This is a genomic window from Vreelandella azerica, assembly GCF_013112225.1.
Lineage (GTDB): Bacteria > Pseudomonadota > Gammaproteobacteria > Pseudomonadales > Halomonadaceae > Vreelandella > Vreelandella azerica.
The window spans coordinates 568162-587760 of record NZ_JABFHI010000001.1 but is presented as its reverse complement, the minus strand read 5'-3'; the positions used below and the strand labels follow the sequence as shown (position 1 = coordinate 587760).

The following is a 19599-nucleotide window of genomic DNA, read 5'->3' as shown; positions in this document are numbered from 1 at the left end:
GACGTTGGAACTTATTGATCCGGCGGATAACCCATCAGTGGATGAGCCAGCGCTTGTAGTGAGTCATCCGCTGCCAATGGCCAGCGCTGAAGGGTTTCTCCTGCCGTTGACACCAGTTTCGTCACCGGCCAGACGCCCTGTACCGAATTGGCCACCCAGAGCCGCTCAACGTCATAAAGGCTTGATAGCGGCAGACTTCCCTCTTTCACCCACCCCAGATCAAGCAGTGCTGCTCTCAAGGTACCGGCAACGCCGCACTCCTTCAGCCTCGGCGTCCACAGTTGGCCGCCCTGTTGCCAGAACACATTCATGCTGGTGGCTTCAATCAGGTTGCCTTGCTGGTCGGCCAGCAGCCCTTCGGCAATGGCTGGGTGCTGCCATTCGCGCCGCGCCATGACGTTTTCCAGCCGGTTAAGATGCTTGATACCTGCTAACAGCGGCTGATGCCCCAGACGCAACTGGCACACACACACTGAAACGCCTTCTTTCCAGCGCTGGGGTATCGGTGTAAAGGGTACGCGATGGTTTAACAGGCGCGGCGTTGGGTCTGGCGGACACGCATAGCCCCGTCCACCGCTGCCTCGGGTGACGATTATCTTGAGCACCTCAAGCCCAGGGTCAGACGCCTGACTTTCAGATGCCTGCCAGCAGGCCTCAAGCGCCTGTTCGCTGGGCGGCGGGATAGCCAGCACGGCACAGCCACGCAACAACCTGGCACGATGGTATTGCCAGAGTACGGGCAAACCATCGCGCAACAGCACGGTTTCAAATACCCCATCGCCGTAAGCCAAACCGCGGTCATCAAAAGGCACCGTGGCCAAGGTCGACATCTGTGCTCCGATCAGACTTTCTTGAATAGCAGAGAACCATTGGTGCCGCCAAAACCGAAGGAGTTGGAGAGCGCCACATCGATTTTCATGTTGCGGGCCGTGTGTGGCACGTAATCAAGATGACAGCCTTCCTGAGGGTTATCCAGGTTGATCGTTGGCGGTGCCACCTGATCACGAATGGCCAAAACGCTGAACACCGCCTCAACGGCACCCGCTGCTCCCAACAGATGGCCAATCATCGACTTGGTGGAACTAACCGCCACCTGTTTGGCAGCACTGCCCATTACGTGTTCAATCGCACGGCTTTCTGCCAGGTCACCGGCTTGGGTCGAGGTGCCGTGGGCATTGACGTAATCCACGTCCTCCGGGTTGAGCTGGGCATCACGGATGGCATTGCGCATCGACAAAGCCGCACCGCGGCCATCTTCCGGCGGCGCTGTCATGTGGTAGGCATCATCGCTCATACCAAAACCGGAAAGCTCAGCGTAGATAGGCGCGCCACGCGCAACGGCATGCTCATATTCTTCCAGCACCATGACACCCGCACCGTCAGACAGCACAAAGCCATCGCGGTCAGCATCCCAGGGGCGGCTGGCCCCCTGAGGGTCATCATTACGGGTTGACAGCGCGCGCTGCGGAGAACCCGCCCAGCCCCAGTGGTGTGGTGGCCATTTCAGCGCCGCCGCAAATCATCACATCCGCATCACCATAGGCGATGGTGCGAGCACTGTAGCCAATATTGTGCGTACCGGTGGTGCAGGCAGTGGTAATCGCGATGTTGGGCCCTTTAAAGCCATGCTGAATCGCAATATTGCCGGAAATCATGTTGATGATTGAGCCCGGCACAAAAAAGGGCGAAATACGCCGTGGGCCACTTTTCAATAGCGCCGAGTGGTTGTGCTCGATCATCGGCAGGCCGCCAATCCCGGAACCAATCGCCACACCAATGCGCTCAGCGTTGGCCTCGGTGCACTCAATACCTGAATCATTGATTGCCTGAGCGCCGGCGGCCATTCCATATTGAATAAAAAGATCCATCTTGCGCGCGTCTTTGGGGTTCAGATAGGGGCTGATATCAAACGCCTTGACTGAACCACCAAAACGCGTGTTAAAACCACTGGTGTCAAAGTCATCAATCAGGGCAATACCACTGTTGCCTGCTGTGATATTTGCCCATGATTCATCGACAGTGTTTCCTACAGGGGTCACCAGGCCTAGCCCAGTTACCACTACCCTTTTACGTGCCATTCGCTTTCCTCCAGGCATCCATGGTGACTTAACCCGTTCAGGTTATTGCGGCACCTGCCATCACTGTGACGAGTGCGCCCATTCCATTAGTGAACTGGGCGATGTGAGCTGTAACGCCTCAAGCCATCTGAAGATGACCGCTGACAGAGTGCTACGTTGCCACAGCTTCACAGTATAACGAAATTTAACCGCTGCGTTGATGCCCTGCTTGTACGCGGATGCAGGCTTTTCAGGCCTGATACAAGAAAGCCGCCCCATACAAGGGCGGCTTTTCATCAGGCGGTCTCGCCGCCTCGGCTCGTAACATCAATGCCGCCCTTACTGGTGGGCGTTGACGTAATCGATAGCTTCCTGAACCGTGGTGATCTTTTCAGCTTCTTCGTCAGGAATTTCGGTATCGAATTCCTCTTCAAGCGCCATCACCAGTTCAACGGTGTCGAGAGAGTCAGCACCCAGGTCTTCGGTAAAGGAAGATCCATTCTGGATATCTTCTTCTTTAACGTTCAGGCGCTCAGCCACTACTTTTTTACGCGCTCTTCGATTGTACTCATTAACGTACTCCAGTCATTCACGTTAGCCGTTAGGAAAACAGCCAGTTGGAAACCGCAAGCCAAAAGCTGCGGAGTAGTTTATAGACGCCCCTTGATAGACGCAACCGCGAAAATCAAAGGCATCATCGCATATTCATACCACCGTTGACCTGTAGCGTCTCTCCGGTGATGTATCCCGCTGCATCGCTGGTCAAAAAACCGACAGCGGCAGCGATTTCTTCTGGCGCGCCCAGGCGCGCCAGCGGAATCTGTTTCAGCAGCATTTCATGCTGGGCTTCCGGCAATGACTGTGTCATATCGGTGGCGATAAACCCAGGGGCAACATTATTGACGGTAATGTTACGCGATGCCACTTCTCTGGCCAACGATCGGCTGAAACCTTCCATGCCCGCTTTGGCGGCTGCATAGTTGGCCTGCCCCAGATTGCCCATGGTGGCTACTACTGAACTGATCGACACGATGCGCCCGAAGCGGGCCTTTGTCATGCCGCGCAGACATGCCTTGCTAACACGATAGACAGATTTGAGATTGGTATCCATAACATCATCCCATTCGTCTTCTTTCATGCGCATCAGCAGGTTGTCGCGGGTGATACCGGCATTGTTAACCAGAATGGTCGGCGCGCCGAACAGCTCAGCAATCTGCTTGAGCACGCCATCAATGCTGGCCTGGTCAGTAACGTTCAGGCACATGCCCGCACCGTCGAAACCTTGCGCCTTGAGATCGGCATCAATCTTTTCAGCGCCCGCTTCGCTGGTCGCCGTGCCCACCACTATTCGCCCCTGGCGTGCAAGCTCGTGGGCAATTGCCCGCCCGATACCACGGCTAGCCCCTGTGACCAGCGCCACTTTGCGTTCTTCAGTCATCAGTTCAGTCCTTAACTCTGTATTCAGCTCGGCTATCAGCGAGCTGCATCAATCGCGCCGCACACCCGCCTAGCGTTGTATATCACTGCTGCCAGCGACTGTTTCACGTGCCAATTCCAGCCCCGCACTCAGGCTATCCGGATCGTTAACCGCCAACCCCTTGCTGCCACGCACAATACGCTTGTTCAAGCCGTTCAGCACTTTACCGGGCCCACATTCGATAAAGGCTTCCGCTCCCAGTGCACTCATGGCTTCCACACACTCGGTCCAGCGTACCGGACGATATAATTGCTCGACCAGCCGGGTACGTAGGGTATCAACGTCAGCATGCGCTTTGGCATCAACATTCTGAATCACGCTGTAGCGCGGTGGCCGAAGGTCAATGGCCTGTATCGCTGCAGACAGACGTTCTGCCGCTGGTTTCATCAGCGCACAGTGGGATGGAACCGACACAGGCAGCGGCATGGCACGTTTGGCGCCCGCTTCCTGACAGGCAGCAATGGCCCTTTCTACGGCGGCTTTCGAACCAGCAATCACCACTTGGCCTGGGGCATTATAGTTGACTGCCGATACAACATCCCCCTGAGCTGCTTTAGCACAGGCAGCTTCAACCGCTTCATTGTCAAGCCCAAGGATAGCAGCCATACCGCCCTGACCGGCGGGTACTGCTTCCTGCATGGCGTCACCGCGCAGACGCACCAGCTTGATACCTTCGGCAAAGCTCATGACACCTGCGCACACCATGGCGCTGTACTCACCCAGGCTATGGCCTGCCATGACACCTGGACGGGGGCCTTCAAGCTCCTGCCAGACACGCCAGATGGCAACGCTCGACGCCAACAGTGCAGGCTGGGTGCAGGCAGTTGCATTCAATGACGCTTCAGGGCCTTCCTGCACGACCTTCCATAGGTCATAACTCAAAGCATCCGCTGCTTCTTCAAACGTAGTACCGACTACACTGTAGCGCTCGGCCAGCTCTCTAAGCATTCCCAGCTGTTGAGAGCCTTGCCCGGGAAATATGAGGGCAAGGGGTTGAGACATGTCGTTCACCTTTGCTCTTGTTGGCGTTTGCTCTTATGAGCGATAGACAACTGGCGACCAATTTGTGCATTGGACACATATAGTAGAGAAACCTTCAATGCTCTCCACGTTAAGATAACTGTTTTTCAGACTTGCTTTCAGACAATCAGCACAAACGGCTTAGTCATTCACAACGCCTTGGCAACTGCACCAGACGTTGGGCAAGCCGTTCTGGCAACGTTTGAGTCACTTCGTCTATAGCACGCACGACTGCATAGCAAAAACCATCCGCGTGACTGGCACCATGGCTTTTTACCACTGTCCGGGAAAGCCCCAGGAGACTGGCACCATTATAGCGCACCGGATCAAGTTCCTGCTTGAGTCGTTTCAGGGCTGGGCGTGCCAGAAAACCCACCAGACGCCCGGTCAAACGGGACTCAAACGTTGCCTGAACTCTTTCAACCAGCATGCGCGCCAAGCCTTCACTGGATTTAAGTACTGCATTACCCACAAAGCCATCGCAGACGAGCACATCCAGATAACCCTGAAAAAGATCGCCACCCTCAGCGTAGCCCTGATAATCAAATAGCGACGCCTCGCCCATAGAGCGGATAAGTGCGTCCGCCTCGCGCACGACCCGTCCCCCTTTGGTCGCTTCGACACCCACATTGAGCAGTGCAACCCGCGGCCTGGCAATACCATCAACACACTGGGCCACGACCGCTCCCATCAGGGCAAACTCCACCAGACGCTGGGCGGGAGAGTCAACGTTGGCACCCAGATCCAGCAAATAGCAGTGTCTGCCATTGCGGGTCGGAATGGATGTGCTGATCGCCGGTCGGGTAACAGTGGGTAAAGTGCCTATCTCGCGGCGCGCCAGGGCGACCAGGGCTGCCGTATTACCCGCGCTGACGCCCGCATCAGCGCCTGGAACCCCGTCAGGATGCACAAGCGAGCGCAGCATTCGCGCCATGCTTGTCTGCTGGCCATGACGCAATGCCCAGGCAGCTGAGGCATCTGGCGATACAAACTGAGTGGCATCACATACCACCATACGCGATGCTGCCGCAGCCAAAGGCTGCGGCAGGCGCGAAAGCTCGGCAGTAATCTGCCGGCTCGGGCCAAATAGCAGGAATTGTGCATTGGGATGAAGGCACGCTGCCTTGGCAACACCTCCGATAATCGCGGGCGGCCCTAGATCGCCGCCCATGACATCAATCGCAATGCGCACACTAATGAACCATTTCTAGTGGATCACCGCTGCCTGGCTGAGCCAGCGAACGTTGCAAGCGTTATACTTCAACCACTTTACGGCCACGATAGAAGCCGTCTGCTGCCACGTGATGACGAAGATGGGTAGTGCCCGTTTCCTTGTCCTGAGACAGAGTCGGTGCGCTCAGCGCATCGTGGCTACGACGCATACCGCGCTTGGAACGGGTTTTACGGTTCTTTTGAACTGCCATGGGTAGTTACTCCAAATGTAGAGAAAAGACTATTTATTGCCTTTTGAAGTGCTGCTGTTTTTCAACGTATTCAGCACAGCAAAGGGATTTCTGGCTGATGAAGCCCCTGTATCGACATCATCAGCCTTGCTGACCAGCTGTTGTGCTGAAACACCACATTCCTGCTCGTCGTGATAGACAACCTGAGGAAGACTGAGAATCAACTCATCTTCCACGACGGTCAGCAAGTCAAGCTGTTCATTTTCCACCAGCACAGGCTCATGGCTTGACGGCAATTCACCGGCAAGCGCTTCATCGCTGACCATACCTAGCAGGAAATGGCTTTCAACTACCTGCGCCATAGGTTCCAGACAACGGCGACATGCAAGCGAAAGCTCCGCCTGCAAATGGCCACGAATTTCACGACGCCCTTGGGCATTGACAGCAAACTCAAGCACCACCTGGCACTGACCGGTTTGCGGGCCAGCCTCTTCGGCAAGTCGCGCTAATGAATCAAGCGCAACAGTGCCTTCGAGACGTTCGTGGCGGGCCGCAAGCTTATAGGGCTCGACCCGGCTGGGAATTTGTGAGGTCAACATAGGCGCGCAATGATAGGCACTCCCCCCCCCGTCGCTGTCAAAGCCAGCGCGATATTTATTGCAGGTAGGCGTACAAGTTTCGCTTGGTTACACTGCAGCCCAGTACTTGCCACCAGCGTCGATTACCTCTGAGGAACCCAAGATGCCAGCTGACACCCCTTTGATTCTCGCCTCAAGCTCTGCCTCACGCCGCGCCTTGCTTGACCGCCTGCGCATCCCCTATCTGGCGCATTCACCGGATATTGATGAGACTCCACGCTCTGATGAGACTCCCAAGGCCCTGGTGCACCGCCTGGCATTGAGTAAGGCTCAGGCGGTCGCCGATGAATATCCGCACCATTGCATTATCGGCTCGGATCAGGTGGCCATCTTCGAAAATGATATTCTTGGCAAGCCGCTCAGCGAAGAAAAAGCCTGCGCCAACTTACGCCGATTCTCAGGCCAGCGCGTTACTTTCCTGACCGGCCTGGCGCTGATCGACACCCGACGCCAGCAGCATCAGGTGCATGTCGAGCCGTTTGAAGTCGTCTTTCGCCGCTTGTCAGAGGACGAAATCCGCTATTACGTTACCCAGGAACAACCGCTTAACAGCGCTGGCAGCTTTCGCATGGAAGGCTTAGGGATTGCCCTTTTTGAGTCCCTTGAGGGGCAGGATCCTAACGCCCTGATTGGCCTGCCGCTGATTGCCTTGTGCCGGATGCTGCGCCAGGCGGGCATTAACCCGCTTGACGCCAGCACCTTTGCACCCTGATCAGACAGTTTCAGTAAGAGGCATTCACTGGCATCTGCAAGGAAACCGGCGACGGCGAGTCTTTCAGGCCCAACAGTTGGGCCGCCGTCTGCGCAAAGCGACGTGACAGGCGCTCAAACGGATCCTGCGCTGGGGTATAGTCCTCCCAGCGCGCCTCATCGAAATACGACCGGGAAAGCGATTCAAGCGAATCCAGACGATCAATCAGGCCCAGCTCAATCGCCTGCTCGCCACTCCAGATCAGGCCTGAAAATATCTCGTCGTTATCGCTTAACCGATCGCCACGCCCGGCGACCACATCATCAATAAACTGCTGGTGGGTGTTATCCAAGACCTGCTGCCAGAACTCGGTAGTGTCTTCATCCAGCGGCTTGAAAGGATCGAGAAAAGCCTTGTTTTCACCCGCCGTCAGCACACGACGCTCGATCCCAAGGGAGTCAATTGCGCGCTCAAAGCCAAAACCGGAATAAATCACCCCGATGCTGCCTACCAGGCTGGCAGGTGAAGCGGCAATCTCATCTGCCGCGGCGGCAATGTAATAGGCGCCACTGGCACCGATATCCTCAATCAGCGCAATAATCGGCTTATCGCCCGCTTCGCGCAGACGCATGATTTCCGCATAAATGCGCTGCGATTGGACAGGACTGCCGCCCGGACTGTTGATATGCAGCACCACCGCCTCAGTCTGCTCGGCCTCCCAGGCACGATTCAGGCCTCTGATAATGCGCTCGGCATTAGCAGGTGAATCACTGGCAATCACGCCATCCACCGCGACAATGCCCAAGTGGGGCTCAGCGGGCATGGCGCGCCCCGCCCCGGCCAGTATAACGCTGGAAAAGATTCCCCACAGGGATGCCAGAATAATCGCCACAAATACAAAGCGGAAAAACAGTTTCCAGCGGCGGCTGCGGCGCTGCTCGGTAAGTACACCGCCAATCCAGCGATCCATCATCTCCATCTGCATCAAACGCTGACGCTCTACCAGGGTCTCAGCATCCTCGCTGGCTGCGGCCTCAGCTGTCACCCCCTCGGCCTGGTGTTTTTGCCGATCAGGCTCAACCTCCTGAGTCCACGGATCAGGCTCGGATTTCGCGTCTTCGTCAGGTGTATTCTCATTGCGCATACCAGCTCCTCGTTCAGGTTTTAAGCTCACGGTCCAGCCAGCCAAACAGGCTATCAACACTATGGGCGATAAATTCCGGCTCACAGGCGGTCAAACGTTCCACGCTGTGCACGCCATAACTCACCCCGACACTAGGCATACCCAGGGCGCGCGCCATCGCCAGGTCGTATTCGGTATCCCCGACCATGACAGCCCGCTCGGCGGGCAGGGACAGCTCTTCCAATAACTCACTGAGCATTTGCGGATGGGGTTTGGAGCGGGTTTCATCCGCCGTCCGGCTGGCGTGAAACCAGTCACCGCTTCGGGTCTGCTCAAAGATACGCGCCAGCCCTTTGCGGGTCTTGCCGGTCGCCACCGCCATCTTCAGTCCGGAACGTTCTCTAAGCCCATGAATATGCTGCTCAACGCCCTCGAAAAACGTCATTGGTGTGGTATCAGCATGCACAAAGTGATGGGCATAACATTCACGTAAACGCGTGGACTGCGCCTCGTTTATGCCGGGAAACAGCGTCGCCACTGCCTCGGGCAACCCCAGGCCAATAATATTTTCGACCGCTTTATCCGTCGGCGAAGGCAGCTGTGCATCCCGGGTAGCGGCCTGCATGCAAGCGACAATTTTTGGCACCGAATTCATCAGAGTGCCGTCCCAATCAAAAATCACAAGATCAAAACGCATAAATAGACATATCCGCTATTGTCGGGCCTGACGTAACACATCTTCCAGCGCGTCAGGCAAGGGAGCCTTGACGGTTACCGGACGCCCATTGGTTGGCTCAGGAAAGGTTAATGCGTGGGCATGCAGAAATAATCGACCTACCTTCATGCGACGTGATAACTGCTCGCTTTCACGGCTGGGATATTTATCATCACCCAGCAAGGGGTGCCCAGCGTGGGCGGCGTGGACACGAATCTGGTGGGTTCGCCCGGTCACTGGTTCCGCTTCAATCAGGGTTGCCCGCTCGAAGGTTTCCATCACCGCAAAGCGTGTCCGTGAAACCTTGCCATTCGGATCTACCCGCACGCGCCGTTCGCCGTTACCAGCATCGTAGCGATCCAGCCGGGCGCTGACGTAGCTTTTCTTGGCGGGCCAGCGGCCACTGACCAGCGCTAGGTAACGCTTTTCCATGGCATGCTGTTTAAGCGCCGTATTCAAGGTTACCAGTGCATCACGGGACTTTGCCAGCAACAGACACCCCGAGGTATCACGATCCAGCCGGTGCACCAGTTCCAGAAACGTCAGGTCATCCCGCACCTGGCGCAGCGCCTCAATCAAGCCTATCTTGACCCCGCTGCCACCGTGCACCGCCAAGCCCGAAGGCTTGTTGAGCACCAGCCAGTCTGGCCCTTCCATGATCACGCTACCCAGCAATACATCGCGCAGGTTGTCGCTGACCTCCTTGACCGCCTCGCGGGGTGCCAGGCGCAGTGGCGGCACGCGCACCAGGTCGCCTCCCTGCAGACGATAGTCCACCTTGACCCGCTTCTTGTTCACTCGCACCTCACCTTTACGCACGATGCGATAGATCAAGGCCCTTGGCGCCCCTTTCAGGCGCGTCATCAGGAAATTATCGATGCGTTGCCCGGCCTGTTCGGGGGTAATCTCAACCCATTGCACTTCACGCCCTTCGGCCATGCGTCTGCGCTCCTGCTGAATAAACCAAAAGCGGCATTCTAGCCCAGACGCCAACTTATTGCGTCAATTGCTGGTCAGCCGCTTTACTGTTATATTCCAAGTTGCTCACCACGAAAGCGCCTGCTCGACCAACACGCAGGCCTGAGCAAAGCGGAAATGGCCGTGTACGCACGCCCATAAGCGCCGATAAAAAATTGCAAGACTCTGCCGCTAACGTTGGTTTGCTGGCAGTTGCAGTCAGTAATAGGTAGTCACTGGTAAGCAGCAAAAACCAGTAGCAGACAAACAGTTAGTTGCAGCTATTCAGTCGTCGATTATCAACTTTGGATAATCAACGGCCAGATACACACAGTCAGTCATGAAACTCAGGTTACCCGCCAGGCGACAGAACAGCGACAGCCCAGGGTGGCCCGACTGACAGTGAAGATAAAGATGAAAGTTACGCCACGTCAGGTAGCCAGGCGTTGTAATGTCATGAAATGCCTGCCTAACTGATAACTATGTTCAACGTTGTGCCGGTAGCCGACGTTGGCAAATCGATGAATGCCAGGTGTTGGCGGAGTCAGCAGGGCCGGGGGATATAACATCCACCGAAATATGTCCAGCCTTCGCCACGTACTCAACGACCTCGTCAGCCGAGCGATAATGCTTGCCCGGCCTGATGCGATTGCATACCCATGCGCCGAGCACAAGCACGCAGCAGCGCGATTTGCCACTCGTCTTCCCAACGGGTGGGGCACCGGCACGCATCGCTATGTGAGACAACATGAAACGGATGCTCATCAATGCGACCCAGCCAGAAGAGCTGCGCGTCGCCCTTGTCGATGGTCAACGCCTGTATGATCTGGATATCGAATCCGGCGCACGGGAACAGAAAAAGCCAATATCTATCGCGGCAAGATCACCCGCGTAGAGCCTTCCCTTGAAGCCGCCTTTGTCGACTTTGGTGCAGAGCGCCACGGCTTTCTGCCGCTTAAGGAAATTTCTCGCGAATACTTCGTTAAGGATGTGTCAGGTCGCCCCAGCATCAAGGAAGTGCTGAGAGAAGGTCAGGAAGTCATCGTTCAGGTCGACAAAGAAGAACGTGGCAATAAAGGCGCTGCGCTGACCACCTTTATCAGCCTGGCTGGCCGCTTTCTGGTATTGATGCCTAATAACCCACGTGCGGGCGGTATTTCCCGACGCATTGAAGGGGAAGAGCGCAGTCAGCTGAAAGAAGCCATGAACCAGATGACAGTGCCCAACAAGATGGGGCTGATCGTCCGCACTGCAGGGATTGGCCGCTCCCCTGAAGAGCTGCAATGGGATCTCGATTATCTGGTGCAGGTGTGGGAATCCATCACCTCGGAAGCTGCCAAGCGCCCGGCTCCCTTCCTGATCTACCGGGAATCCAACGTCATTATCCGCGCAATGCGCGATTACCTGCGCCAGGATATTGGCGAAGTCCTGATTGATAGCCCTGACATCTATAATGATGCGCTTAACTTCATTCGTCAGGTCATGCCTTCGTACCAGCAGAAAATCAAACTGTACGAAGATGAAGTACCGCTGTTTTCACGCTTCCAGATCGAATCCCAGATCGAGACGGCCTATCAGCGGGAAGTCAAACTGCCCTCCGGCGGTTCCATTGTGATTGATCACACTGAAGCGCTGGTATCCATCGATATCAACTCGGCCCGCGCCACCCGCGGCAGCGATATCGAAGAGACCGCCCTGCAGACCAACTCGGAAGCTGCCGATGAAATTGCCCGTCAGCTGCGCCTGCGCGATATTGGCGGCCTGGTAGTTATTGACTTTATCGATATGGGGCCGGCACGCAACCAGCGTGAAGTTGAAAACCGCATGCGCGATGCCTTGAAACTTGACCGCGCACGGGTGCAGATCGGGCGTATTTCGCGCTTTGGCCTGATGGAGATGTCGCGCCAACGCCTGCGCCCTTCTCTTGGCGAGACCAGCGGCGTGGTCTGCCCGCGCTGTAACGGTCAGGGCACCATTCGCGATGTTCGCTCGCTATCGCTTTCCATCATGCGCCTGATCGAAGAAGAGGCCATGAAGGAGCGCAGCGCCCAGATCCGCGCCATTCTACCGGTACCTGTCGCTACGTATCTGCTCAACGAAAAGCGCAGCGTACTGGCGGATATTGAAACTCGCCAGGAAGTGAGGGTCGTCCTGCTGCCTAATCCGGAAATGGATACACCGCATTACGATGTTCAGCGCCTGCGTGATGATCATCTTGATGAAGAAGATTTCCAGTCAGTTTCCAGCTTTGAAATTTCGACTGATAGCGATATCGGCAAAGAGCCCGAGCACAGCTTCAAGCCACCTGCCCAGCGCGCTGAAGCAGCGGTCAAGAGCGTTGTCCACAACGCCCCGGCACCTGCATCGCTGCAGAATGATAGCCAGTCTGACCCCTTGGCAACGGCGCCCGCCTCTTCGACCCTGGTGGGTCGTTTGATCCGCAGTGTGGCTAAACTGCTTGGCGGTGAAGACGAGCAGCCTGCCGAGACCAGCGCAACACGCCCAGCGGCTGCGCGTAAGCCCGTCAGCCAGCGTTCGAGTAACAATGCCAAGCCGTCAGCGCGCAGCAATGCCGCTAAAGATACGGGTGGCAAAGACAGCAGCGTCAAGAAGGGTGCAAGTCGCGATAGTGCGAATAAAGAAAGCGCAAATAGAGATATCTCAACCAGAGATAGCGCAAACAAGGACAGCGGCAACAAGGAAAACCGCGCTCAGCAGGACAAGAGCAACGCCGCGAAATCTCGCCGCCAGGAAAACAGCCCCCAGCGTGACGTAGCGCCCGCCAAGGATGACAGCAGCAAGGACGATAACGCCGAGAAGCGCAGCGGCCCCAGCCGTACGCGCAACCGCCGCAAGCACCCTCAGCAGGATAAGAACGGCGGCCAGGGTCGTCAGCAAAACGCAGCTGACAAGCCAGCAGAAGCCAGCACTTACGCTGACACAGGCGCCAAATCGCCTGCCAAGGAAGCTGCCAAGCAGGCTCCCCAGGAGAGTAAGGCAACGCCGGAGACGGCTCAGGATGACGGCAAGCCCAAGCGCACCCGCAATAATCCGCGACAGCGTTCACGCCAGCATGCGTTGAGACCAGACGCGCTGGCCGAGCAGGAAAAACTGCAAAAAGAAGCCGAGGAAACTGCGGCAGAAAGGCAGGCAGCGCTTGCTGAAGCGCCCGCGGCCGATGCGTCAGACAATGATACTGCGGCTGTTGAAAAACCCGCTGCGGATCAAAACGCTGCTAACACAGCTGACAATCACCAGCCGACAGCTGAAGAAAGCTCAGAGGTTGAAAAACCAGTTGCTGACCAAACGTCTGACGCTGACAGTGACACAGCTGAACAATCAGTATCTGAACAAGCGGCTGCTGAGCAAGCAACCACTGAACAGCCAGTGCCTGAACAGGCTGATACTGATCAGCACATGCCCAGCGAGCCAAACGCTGAAACGGCCACTGCTGAGCCTGAGATGACTCAAGCTGATGCTGCTACCACTGAGGAATCGGCGCCATTTACGCCTGAAACAGTGCCAGCAACTGACGTTGAATTAAAGCAGGAAGCGGCTGAGGAAAAAGCCCCTGAAACAGAGGCCACAACTGATGTCGAAATAGCGCAGGAAGCGGCTGAAGTGCCCGAGGAAAAAGCGCCTGAAACAGCGCCAGCAACTGACGTTGACGCTGAATCAGACACTCAGCCAGACACAGATGAAGCAGCTTCTGAGCAGCTAACGTCAGTTGACAACGCTTCTGTTGACGCAGCGACAGCGACTCCTGCAGCGGCAAATGAAGAATCTGAGGTTACTGATTCACAGCCGACCGTCACCGATGAAGCGTCCAAGCCTGATGAAACGGCTTCTACATCTGATGATCAAGTGTCTAAGGCTAATGAGGCAGAGTCCACAGCAGCTGCTGATGTGTCGCCGGATGATAACCACCAGGCGTCAGCGGATACGGATAGCGCTGAGCAAGCTGAGCAGGCTCAGGAACCTCGCGCCCCACGGCGTCGCCGCCGCGCTCACAACGACCCCCGCGAGCTGCGCAAACGCCAGCAGCAGGACGCTAGCGGCGAGTAACTGCAAACCGTCATATCGCTGCTCAAGGATGAGCGGCTGGCATGAACCAAAAGCCCGAGGCGTTTGCCTCGGGCTTTTTATATCTGGCACTCACACTCACTAAAGGGTCAGAGCAGACGCGGCTCAATCTCCAGTAACACGCCAAAACGCGCCTTTACTTCAGCGGCTATCTGCTCGGCGGCGGCCAGCAGTTCTGGCCTGTTACCGCCGCCAAAGTGTACCAGCACCAATGCCTGACGGTGATGCACACCAAAGGCACCAAAACGGGCGCCTTTCAGGCCACATTGATCGATCAGCCATCCAGCCGCCAGCTTGACGGTACCGTTTTGCTGAGCGAAATGCGGCATGGCCGGATATGCTTCCAGCAACGTCTTGGCCTGTTCAGCGCTAACCAGGGGTTTTTTGAAAAAACTGCCCGCGTTGGCCAGCTGGGCTGGGTCCGGGAGTTTTTCACTGCGCACCTGACACACTGCGTCCGCAACGTCCAGGCTGCTCGGATTTTCTCCCAGCCGCTGAGCCAGATCGCCATAGCCAAGTACTGGTGCAGCATGACGTTTAAGGCGCAACACAAGCCGAGTAATCACCACTTTACCCAGCAGTTCAGCCTTGAAAATACTCTCACGGTAGCCAAAGGCGCACTCTTTAGCGGTGAGCCAGGCCAGATGACCATCCGCAAGGTGCATCACCTGTACGGCTTCGAGTACGTCAGCCAGTTCAACCCCATAGGCGCCGATATTCTGCACTGGCGCTGCACCGCAATCGCCGGGAATCAAGGCCAGATTTTCAATGCCCCATAGACCTTTCTCCACCGTCGCCATCACCAGAGAGTGCCAGTTTACCCCGGCGCCTACATGGGCCAGCAGAGTATCGCCCTGATCTTCCAGCCACCACTGTTTCAGCGCCGGATGCACGACCAGCCCCTCCAGATACTCAGGCAGCAACACATTACTGCCTCCACCCAAAAGCTGAATTGCCAGCGCTTCCTGATGCGCCTGGCGAAGACAGTCCTGCAGTGAGTTAAGAGTGGCAGGCGCGCAAAAGTATGCCGCCCGAGCAGGCAGTTGCAGAGTATTTGCAAGGCTCAAGTCCACCTCGGACAGCCAATCACAAGGCTTCATAGGGATAGCCGCAGATGCTGCACCAGGCCGTTTGAGGCAACTTCAATCATATCCAGAACGTTTTCAAAGCCTTGCTCGCCCCCATAGTAGGGGTCAGGCACGGCGCTATCCGGCTGGCCTGCAAAACTCAAAAATAGACAGCTCATGCCCTGATAACCTTCAGGCTGCATAGCGTGAATGGCGTTCAGGTTGTCGTGATCCATCGCCACAATGACATCAAACACGGCAAAATCGTCTTCACTCAGCTGACGGGCACGCAGGCCGCTGATATCAATGCCCCTGCGCTGCGCGGCCTGTTGAGCGCGTGGGTCCGGCGCCTTACCTATATGCCAGTCGCCAATACCGCAGGAATCCACCTCTACCCTGTCCTGCAAGCCCTGAGCTTCCAGCACCTTTCTGAACACGCCTTCTGCGCTGGGTGAGCGGCAGATATTGCCCAGACAGACAAATAGTACCTTCATTTTTCCTCCTGATCGTCAGCGCTTATCAACTGACGCACCCGCTCCAGATCCTCAGCCGTATCAACCCCAGGTGGATTGACCGCGCAGGCAAGCGCCACCTGAATCACATGGCCCTGCTGCAGCGCGCGCAGCTGTTCAAGTTGCTCCAGCTGCTCCAGCATCGCCGGTGGATAATCACGGTAATCCTTCAGAAAGCCTGCACGGTAAGCATAGATTCCAATATGCCTGAGCCAGGCATCGGTCTCCAGCAGCTCAGGGCGGCTAGCAAAATGCTCACGATCCCAGGGAATTGGCGCTCGGGAAAAGTACAGCGCCCGACCTTGCAGGCTGCGCACGACCTTGACCACATTAGGATTGAACAAAGCCTCAATATCGGTGATGGATTCTGCCAACGTGGCGATAGATGCTTCGGGGTCATCCGCCAGCCGCTGGGCAACCTGATTGATCAAGGCCGGTGGGATCAAGGGCTCATCCCCCTGCACATTGACGACCAGGGCATCATCGCCAAGCGCCAGCGTATCAGCGACTTCGGCCAGGCGATCAGTACCGGACGGGTGCTCGGCCGCGGTCATGACCACCTCGGCGCCATAGGGCAATAGCGCTTCACGGATACGCGTATCGTCAGTGGCGACCACGACCCGATTGGCCTGACTTTGACAGGCGCGACGCCAGACGTGAACCACCATGGGTTCCCCGGCAATCTCCAGCAGCGGTTTACCCGGCAAGCGACTGGAACCAAAACGGGCGGGCACGACGGCAATAAATTCAGGCATGGAAGCGATGTCCTCAGCCGCCGATGCCGTTGCTTGTGAGCCGGCCATTCAGATTTCCCCGGTTCGGCCAGGAGAAGTCGGCAGCTTTTCGTCGGCGTCCATTGCCCGGGCTTCTTCGGGTAGCATCACCGGAATATCGTCCTTGATCGGGTAGGCCAGGCCATCATAAAGGCACTGCAGCTCCCCGGATTCACGTACATACTTGAGCTTACCCTTGCATAGCGGGCAAACCAGCATCGCTAACAGTTGCTTATCCATCAGTACGTCTCCTCGCAGAAAGCGTGGCCAGCCGCTCGGCCAACCAGCGCTCGAATTCAGGTGGAAGTCTGGCTTCCACATCCAGGGCCCAGCTGTCAGGCGGGGCAATATGTCGACATTTAACGGCGTCTTTTGCCGTCATCAATAACGGACGAGCGGCTTCTTGGCCAGTGAACTGCAGTGATGACGCCTCAAAAGGATAGTGATCATCAAAAGGATACCAGCATCCGTTAACCCCCAAGGAGCCAAGCGTCTCAAAAAAACGCTCAGGCCGCCCAATGCCGGCAATGGCGTTGACAGGCAAGTTGAACGGCAACGGCGTCAGTGGCTTCTGTTCGCCACTGACCAGGTGACGCCAGGCAGTGGGCACCAGTTGCATGAGCGTGGCGTTTTCCGGCGTCTGGTGTGACGGCGCCCCATTCACCAGAACGGCATCCACCTGCTCCAGACGGCTGGCCGGTTCACGCAGTGGCCCGGCTGGCAGACAGCGCCGATTGCCCAGCCCCCAGTGGCCATCCACCAGAGCCAGTTCAATATCCCGCCCCAGGGCCAGGTGCTGCAGGCCATCGTCGCTGACAATAACATCACAGCCGAGCGCTATCAGCTGCCTCGCCCCTCTGGCCCGTTGCGGGTCGGCAACTACGGTAACGCCTGTCTGTTGGGCCAGCATCAAGGGTTCATCGCCGCTTTGGGTGACGTCGGTATCTGCATTCACAATGAGCGGATACTGCGCAGCCTCTCCCCCATAGCCACGGGCCACAATCCCGGGCGTATAGCCTTGGTCTTTCAGCCAGCGCACCAGCCAGGCCACCAGGGGGATTTGCCCGTACCACCTAGGGTGATATTACCCACCACAATAACGGGCACCGGCGCTTGCCATACGTCACGCTTACCGCCCGCGTAGGCCTGATAGCGGCGCTTCATCACCCAGCCATACAGGGCGCCCAGCGGACGTAGCGGCGTCAGCCAAAGGCTGCCTTGATAAGCGGCTTGCAGCCAGCGCTGTGAAAGGCTCATTAAACCACGTTCCCTGTTGGCGGTTCGCCACCCGCGTCCTGAAACTGCAGGCGATAAAGTGCCGAATAGGCGCCTTTCTGTGCCAGCAGTTCAAGGTGCGTGCCTTCTTCGATGATCCGGCCCTGTTCCATCACCACAATCCGGTCAGCCCGCTCAATGGTAGACAGGCGATGGGCAATTACCAGGGTGGTTCTGCCCTGGCAGACGTGCTCCAGCGCCTGCTGGATATAGCGCTCGGACTCGGTATCCAGCGCCGAAGTAGCTTCATCCAGAATCAGTATGGGTGCGTCCTTGTAAATCGCCCGGGCAATCGCCAGGCGCTGGCGTTGGCCACCTGACAGCATGACGCCGTTATCTCCCACCCGGGTTTGGTAGCCCTCAGGGAGCTGTTCGATAAACTCATGGGCATGGGCCGCTTTTGCAGCGGCTTCAATGGCCGCAGGGTCGGCATTATCCACGCCGTAGGCAATATTATCGGCAATACTGGTATTGAACAGGGTGATCTGCTGGGACACGATAGCGATATTATGGCGCAACGGGCTCAGTTGATAATCACCAATATCAACGCCGTCAATGGCAATCCGCCCGCCGGTAGGGGTGTAAAAACGCGGCAGCAGGTTGACCAGCGTCGACTTGCCGCTGCCTGAACGCCCGACCAGAGCCACCAGTTCCCCAGGGGCAATATGCAGGTCAATGCCATACAGTACCTCGGGCTGTTCAGGCGCATAGCGAAAACGCACCCCTTCAAGAGCTAGCTCGCCACGCAAGCGCTTCGGCAGCAATTTGCCTTCGTCCACTTCGGCCGGCTCATCGAGCAGAGCAAACAGCTCGCTGGCTGCTGCTATACCTTTCTGTATCTCGCCGTTGATTTCCGTCAATTGCCTGACCGGCTTGACCATCAGCGCCGCAGCGGTAATAAAAGCGACAAACTCGCCCGGCGTCATGTTGTCGAGCAGTGCTGGCGCCATGGCCAACCAGACCAGCAAGGCCATCGAAATGGCCACCAGCATCAGGATCACCGGTGAACTGGCGGCCTTGGTCATGGCTTCTTTCATGCTCTGGCGACGGTTCTCTTCACTGACCCGGGTAAAACGCTGCTTCTCATAGTTTTCAGCACCGTGGGTGCGCACCACTCGGTGCCCGGAGATGGCCTCAGAGGCCACATGAGTAACATCGCCCATAGAATGCTGGATGCGCCTGGAGATACGCCTGAAGCGCTTGCTGACATAATTGACCACCACGCCAATCAGCGGCGTCACCGCCATAAACAGCAGGGTCAACAGCCAGTTGGTCCATAACAGGTAGCCCAGAAGCCCAATCACAAAGAGCCCTTCACGCAGCAGAATGGTGACTGATTTAGTGGCCGCCCCTGCCACCTGCTCAACGTGATAGGTGACCCGCGACACCAGGTGACCGCTTGAATGATGATCAAAGAAAACGCCGGGCAGGTGCAGCATGTGAGCAAACACATCACAACGCAGGGTATGGATGATATAGCGCCCCACATACGCCATGAAATAGGTGCTCAGAAAGGTGCCCAGACCACGGGCCGAAAACATGATGATCACAAACATGGGCAGAAAAAGGCGAAAGGCGGCATCCGGGTTCTGAATCCCGTCAATCAGGCGTTTCATCAACTCAGCCAGTGCCGTGCTTGATGCGGCATAGATGACAAAACCGACGATGGCCAGGCTGAAGGCTCGCCAATGCGGTTTTACATAGCTTAGCAAGCGTTTATAGATGGATAACCCAGATTCAGTCACATGCTCTCCTGACCGTTATATATAGCGAAATTCTACCTGATCCGGGCGGACTTCAACACCGCT

At 56.7% G+C, this 19599-nt stretch carries 15 protein-coding genes and 4 pseudogenes; 2 read left to right on the top strand and 17 right to left on the bottom strand.

All coding sequences use genetic code 11. The features are described from left to right. Positions 1 to 11: 11 nt before the first annotated feature. The 8 genes and pseudogenes from pabC to HLB35_RS02795 form a co-directional block, all read right to left on the bottom strand. Positions 12 to 830, bottom strand: coding sequence for an aminodeoxychorismate lyase (gene pabC / locus HLB35_RS02830; RefSeq protein WP_171701403.1), 819 nt, complete (start codon positions 828 to 830; stop codon positions 12 to 14). Between the two features lie 11 nt (positions 831 to 841). Then, positions 842 to 2078, bottom strand: a pseudogene (fabF, locus tag HLB35_RS02825) (beta-ketoacyl-ACP synthase II). 318 nt (positions 2079 to 2396) lie between these two features. Then, a pseudogene (gene acpP, locus HLB35_RS02820) lies at positions 2397 to 2629 on the bottom strand (acyl carrier protein). A 122-nt stretch (positions 2630 to 2751) separates the two neighbouring features. Continuing rightward, positions 2752 to 3495 carry a 3-oxoacyl-ACP reductase FabG gene (gene fabG / locus HLB35_RS02815; RefSeq protein ID WP_171701402.1) on the bottom strand — a complete coding sequence of 248 codons (744 nt, stop codon included), beginning with the start codon at positions 3493 to 3495 and terminating at the stop codon, positions 2752 to 2754. A 69-nt stretch (positions 3496 to 3564) separates the two neighbouring features. Then, complete coding sequence (gene fabD / locus HLB35_RS02810; protein ID WP_171701401.1) at positions 3565 to 4536, bottom strand: ACP S-malonyltransferase; 972 nt, start codon at positions 4534 to 4536, stop codon at positions 3565 to 3567. A 163-nt stretch (positions 4537 to 4699) separates the two neighbouring features. Next, positions 4700 to 5746 carry a phosphate acyltransferase PlsX gene (gene plsX, locus HLB35_RS02805; protein ID WP_171701400.1) on the bottom strand — a complete coding sequence of 349 codons (1047 nt, stop codon included), beginning with the start codon at positions 5744 to 5746 and terminating at the stop codon, positions 4700 to 4702. A 61-nt stretch (positions 5747 to 5807) separates the two neighbouring features. Beyond that, a complete protein-coding gene (gene rpmF, locus HLB35_RS02800; protein ID WP_087109291.1) occupies positions 5808 to 5978 on the bottom strand; it encodes a 50S ribosomal protein L32 in 171 nt (56 codons plus the stop codon). 29 nt (positions 5979 to 6007) lie between these two features. Next, positions 6008 to 6556: a YceD family protein gene (locus HLB35_RS02795; RefSeq protein WP_171701399.1), complete on the bottom strand. Its 549-nt coding sequence runs from the start codon at positions 6554 to 6556 to the stop codon at positions 6008 to 6010. 142 nt (positions 6557 to 6698) lie between these two features. Between HLB35_RS02795 and HLB35_RS02790 the strand changes: the two genes are divergently transcribed. Continuing rightward, positions 6699 to 7307: a Maf family protein gene (locus HLB35_RS02790; protein ID WP_171701398.1), complete on the top strand. Its 609-nt coding sequence runs from the start codon at positions 6699 to 6701 to the stop codon at positions 7305 to 7307. A 10-nt stretch (positions 7308 to 7317) separates the two neighbouring features. Here the strand turns inward: HLB35_RS02790 and sppA are convergent, their stop codons facing one another. From sppA to HLB35_RS02775, 3 genes are read right to left on the bottom strand one after another with little or no spacing between them, the layout of a single operon-like run. Then, entirely contained in the window at positions 7318 to 8430 is a 1113-nt protein-coding gene (gene sppA, locus HLB35_RS02785) for a signal peptide peptidase SppA (protein ID WP_171701397.1), read from the bottom strand. Positions 8431 to 8443: 13 nt separating this feature from the next. Next, complete coding sequence (locus HLB35_RS02780; RefSeq protein ID WP_171701396.1) at positions 8444 to 9106, bottom strand: HAD family hydrolase; 663 nt, start codon at positions 9104 to 9106, stop codon at positions 8444 to 8446. A 15-nt stretch (positions 9107 to 9121) separates the two neighbouring features. After that, positions 9122 to 10063, bottom strand: coding sequence for an RluA family pseudouridine synthase (locus tag HLB35_RS02775; RefSeq protein ID WP_171701395.1), 942 nt, complete (start codon positions 10061 to 10063; stop codon positions 9122 to 9124). A 766-nt stretch (positions 10064 to 10829) separates the two neighbouring features. Here HLB35_RS02775 and rne point away from each other — a divergent pair. Beyond that, positions 10830 to 14146 (top strand): annotated as a pseudogene (gene rne, locus HLB35_RS02770) (ribonuclease E). 107 nt (positions 14147 to 14253) lie between these two features. Here rne and murB read toward each other — a convergent pair. The 6 genes and pseudogenes from murB to msbA form a co-directional block, all read right to left on the bottom strand. Continuing rightward, the gene (gene murB / locus HLB35_RS02765; RefSeq protein WP_171701394.1) at positions 14254 to 15264 is read right to left on the bottom strand and encodes a UDP-N-acetylmuramate dehydrogenase; all 1011 of its coding nucleotides are present in this window, start codon (positions 15262 to 15264) and stop codon (positions 14254 to 14256) included. Further along, positions 15261 to 15725, bottom strand: a complete 465-nt coding sequence (locus tag HLB35_RS02760; RefSeq protein ID WP_171701393.1) for a low molecular weight protein-tyrosine-phosphatase — start codon at positions 15723 to 15725, stop codon at positions 15261 to 15263. The genes murB and HLB35_RS02760 overlap by 4 nt, the downstream gene beginning before the upstream one ends. Further along, the gene (gene kdsB, locus HLB35_RS02755; protein WP_422822409.1) at positions 15722 to 16546 is read right to left on the bottom strand and encodes a 3-deoxy-manno-octulosonate cytidylyltransferase; all 825 of its coding nucleotides are present in this window, start codon (positions 16544 to 16546) and stop codon (positions 15722 to 15724) included. Before kdsB ends, HLB35_RS02760 begins: the two co-directional genes overlap by 4 nt. Continuing rightward, entirely contained in the window at positions 16547 to 16756 is a 210-nt protein-coding gene (locus HLB35_RS02750; protein ID WP_171701392.1) for a Trm112 family protein, read from the bottom strand. Next, positions 16749 to 17773: pseudogene (gene lpxK / locus HLB35_RS02745) on the bottom strand (tetraacyldisaccharide 4'-kinase). The gene HLB35_RS02750 and the pseudogene lpxK overlap by 8 nt, the downstream one beginning before the upstream one ends. Further along, positions 17773 to 19536 carry a lipid A export permease/ATP-binding protein MsbA gene (gene msbA / locus HLB35_RS02740; RefSeq protein WP_171701391.1) on the bottom strand — a complete coding sequence of 588 codons (1764 nt, stop codon included), beginning with the start codon at positions 19534 to 19536 and terminating at the stop codon, positions 17773 to 17775. The pseudogene lpxK and the gene msbA overlap by 1 nt, the downstream one beginning before the upstream one ends. Positions 19537 to 19599: the final 63 nt, after the last annotated feature.